The organism is Aeribacillus composti (assembly GCF_007827555.1).
In the GTDB taxonomy this organism is placed as follows: Bacteria; Bacillota; Bacilli; order Bacillales; family Aeribacillaceae; genus Aeribacillus; species Aeribacillus composti.
Window position 1 is genome coordinate 1 of the sequence record NZ_VISS01000065.1, and the last position, 2,721, is coordinate 2,721.

The following is a 2,721-nucleotide window of genomic DNA, read 5'->3' on the forward strand; positions in this document are numbered from 1 at the left end:
TTTGTTGGCACATCTATTCTAACCAAGGAATCGGGTTCATGTCTCCTTTTTTGTTTCGATGTAAATTTATGTTAGTGATTTTGCTCATCTACAGTATATAAATTAAACTCGATTAATAGTTCAAAAGTACTGAATGTTTTATTTACATTAAATTTTTTAGTTATATATTCAATTTTCGCAGTGAAAAATTTATGAATTTCAAAGACCATCGAGGATCGTTCTAGAAATTCTGCTTTCCAACGACTGACCATGACTGGGCTTAATTCATATTTGGCGGCTATTTCATTGATGGTTTGCTCTTCACGCAACACCTTAAGAACCACCTTAGCTTTAAATTCTGCGGTATATCAGTTTCTTTTTTTCATGGTATCATTATAACTTATTTATTACGCTCATGTGTCTCACCTTATGGGAGCATTATAAGTACTCTTAATAGACAAATTGAAAAGACTCAAATATATCTTTATTATTTGGTCTAAGAGGAGGTGTCCAATAAGTTAGAGCGTTTTACTTTTTAACAAAAATAAGGAAATTTATGTGAAAATTAAACATTTGATAGGAGGAACCTATTTTTATGATTAATTTTTGGAATAAAGTTACTAAATACAAAGAAGCACGTTATGCTGCAGGAATGAATTTTGATCTTGAAGAGATAGAACCCTTTTTAAACCATTTATCAAACTCAATTTTAGATTCAGGCTTGACTCAAGAAGAAATCAACATGATTCTATCTGAAATAGATAAAATGAATGAAGACAATGAGATCAAAGAGTTTGGAACTTTCGATGTTATCTATAAAGGAAAGCCATCAAAAATAAGGGTTCAAGCTGAAATCCACATTGAAGATGGGGATAAAGAGTTAGTGCTATATATGTATAGTACTAAAAAATTGGTAGACGTTATAGAAAAGGAAATGCTAAAGGTGGAAGAGCAAAGGGAATTTTAAAGGTGGAAACAATTAAATTTGTTAATTAAAATCTGGATTTAATTTTAGGCTGTCGAGTTTTTCTTGACAGCCCTCCTTTTATCTAGAGTTTTAGTTTAAACATGATTTAGAAAAATTTGAATCGGCTACACTTAACTGGACAATAAAATTAAGGTCAAGTAGACTAAACACCAAATTTGGGTATACTGCTTATTAAATATAAAGGATCCGTTCTAGAAACTTTACGTGGAGTGGCGGGTATGCTAGCCTTGTCGGCGAGACAGATGAACACATCATCTGACTTCCTGGCTGGGAAAGCATGCCCGCAGAGGCTCAATGTCAAGTTTCGTCGCAAACCCACTGTTTTGGTGGTCTACTTCAAACTACCACAGTTAAGGAGAGTTTAAAAATGAGAAACAGATGAACATTCACTGTAGAATTCAAGGCTCAAATGGTCAAGCTTTATGAAAATGGGAAACTAAGAAAAGATATTATTCATGAATATGATTTAACGCCTTCAGCCTCGATATCAGCAATGTACGATGTCCTAAAACTTCCAAGAAGCACCTATTACGACAAAGCAAAAGAGCAAGATCATTCAGAAGATGAACTGGCAGCTACCATACTGGAGATCTTCCAGAAAAGCCGACATAACGATGGTACACGGAAGATTAAACACGAATTAAAGAAGCTTGGCATCACCTCAAGGCGAAGAATTGGTAGAATCATGAAAAAAGCGGGCTTGTATCAAACTATACAGTTGCCCAGTTTAAGCCCCATGTGGATAAATGCAATGAATCAAAAGTGGAAAACGTGTTGAAAAGGGAATTTGACCCACAAGAGGAATTAACAGTTGTAGTTAGCGACTTAACATACGTGAGAGTGAAAAAATGGCATTACATCTGTTTATTTGTCGATCTTTATAATCGAGAAATTATTGGCCATAGTGCAGGTTCCAACAAAGATACCTAACTCGTCTATGAAGCATTGTCGACTGTGAAAGCTGATTTGCAGCAAATTCAATTATTCCACACAAACAGAGGCAACGAATTCAAAAACAAGACCATTGATGAAGCTCTAGATACTTTTCAGATTAATCGATCGTTAAGCATGAAAGGCTGCCCCTATGACAACGCAGTAGCTGAAGCAACCTGTAAAATCATGAAGACCGGGTAAATATTTCGAAAGTGTAGAACAACTCAAAATGGAATTAGATGATTATGTTCATTGGTTTAATCATATTAGAATCCATGGAACGCTAGGGTATTTGAGCCGAATGGAGTATAAAGAGAAACACCTCAAAAAAAGTGTCTAGTTTAGTGTTGACATACCAAAAAAGTTTAAATGAGGTCGAATAGGACCTAATAGTTGGCACGATTCATTTTGATAAGTGTCTCTGGATTAAGCCGTTTAATTTACATGTTGAAAAGTTAAATCAGTTCTATATATTATGTGGGGGAGTGTTTATGAAAATTATATATTCTATTCTTAGCGATCTGATTTACCTAATAGTACAATATAGAGGATTCATAGAATCGTGTTTATCTTTAGCAATTAAGAATCTGAGAATTCAAAAGATTTTTACTTAGATTCAAATTTGGATAGAGACACAAAAGAAGAATTAGGTACTCCTGATATCGTGAATACTATTTTAATGTTAGACTAAAAAGTAGACACAGATTATTATAGTAATAATAGACTGAAAAATGAGGTGTCTACATGACAAAAAAACAAAGGCGGTACGAGGAAGACTTTAAGCGTCAAACTGTTCGTTATATTTTGGAGGAAGCGAAATC

At 34.1% G+C, this 2,721-nt stretch carries 3 protein-coding genes and 2 pseudogenes; 4 read left to right on the top strand and 1 reads right to left on the bottom strand.

The annotated features are described in order from the left end of the window. Positions 1 to 71 precede the first annotated feature (71 nt). A pseudogene (locus FB379_RS19145) lies at positions 72 to 335 on the bottom strand (helix-turn-helix domain-containing protein); the annotation flags it as partial. 239 nt (positions 336 to 574) lie between these two features. Here FB379_RS19145 and FB379_RS18175 point away from each other — a divergent pair. The 4 genes and pseudogenes from FB379_RS18175 to FB379_RS19355 all read left to right on the top strand — a co-directional run. Then, on the top strand, positions 575 to 946 hold the full coding sequence (locus FB379_RS18175) for a hypothetical protein (protein ID WP_094244471.1): 372 nt from the start codon (positions 575 to 577) through the stop codon (positions 944 to 946). A 430-nt stretch (positions 947 to 1,376) separates the two neighbouring features. Continuing rightward, the gene (locus FB379_RS19345) at positions 1,377 to 1,745 is read left to right on the top strand and encodes an IS3 family transposase (protein WP_412674435.1); all 369 of its coding nucleotides are present in this window, start codon (positions 1,377 to 1,379) and stop codon (positions 1,743 to 1,745) included. After that, complete coding sequence (locus tag FB379_RS19350) at positions 1,742 to 1,897, top strand: hypothetical protein (RefSeq protein ID WP_412674434.1); 156 nt, start codon at positions 1,742 to 1,744, stop codon at positions 1,895 to 1,897. The genes FB379_RS19345 and FB379_RS19350 overlap by 4 nt, the downstream gene beginning before the upstream one ends. A gap of 211 nt (positions 1,898 to 2,108) precedes the next feature. Beyond that, positions 2,109 to 2,240, top strand: a pseudogene (locus tag FB379_RS19355) (IS3 family transposase); the annotation flags it as partial. Positions 2,241 to 2,721 lie beyond the last annotated feature (481 nt).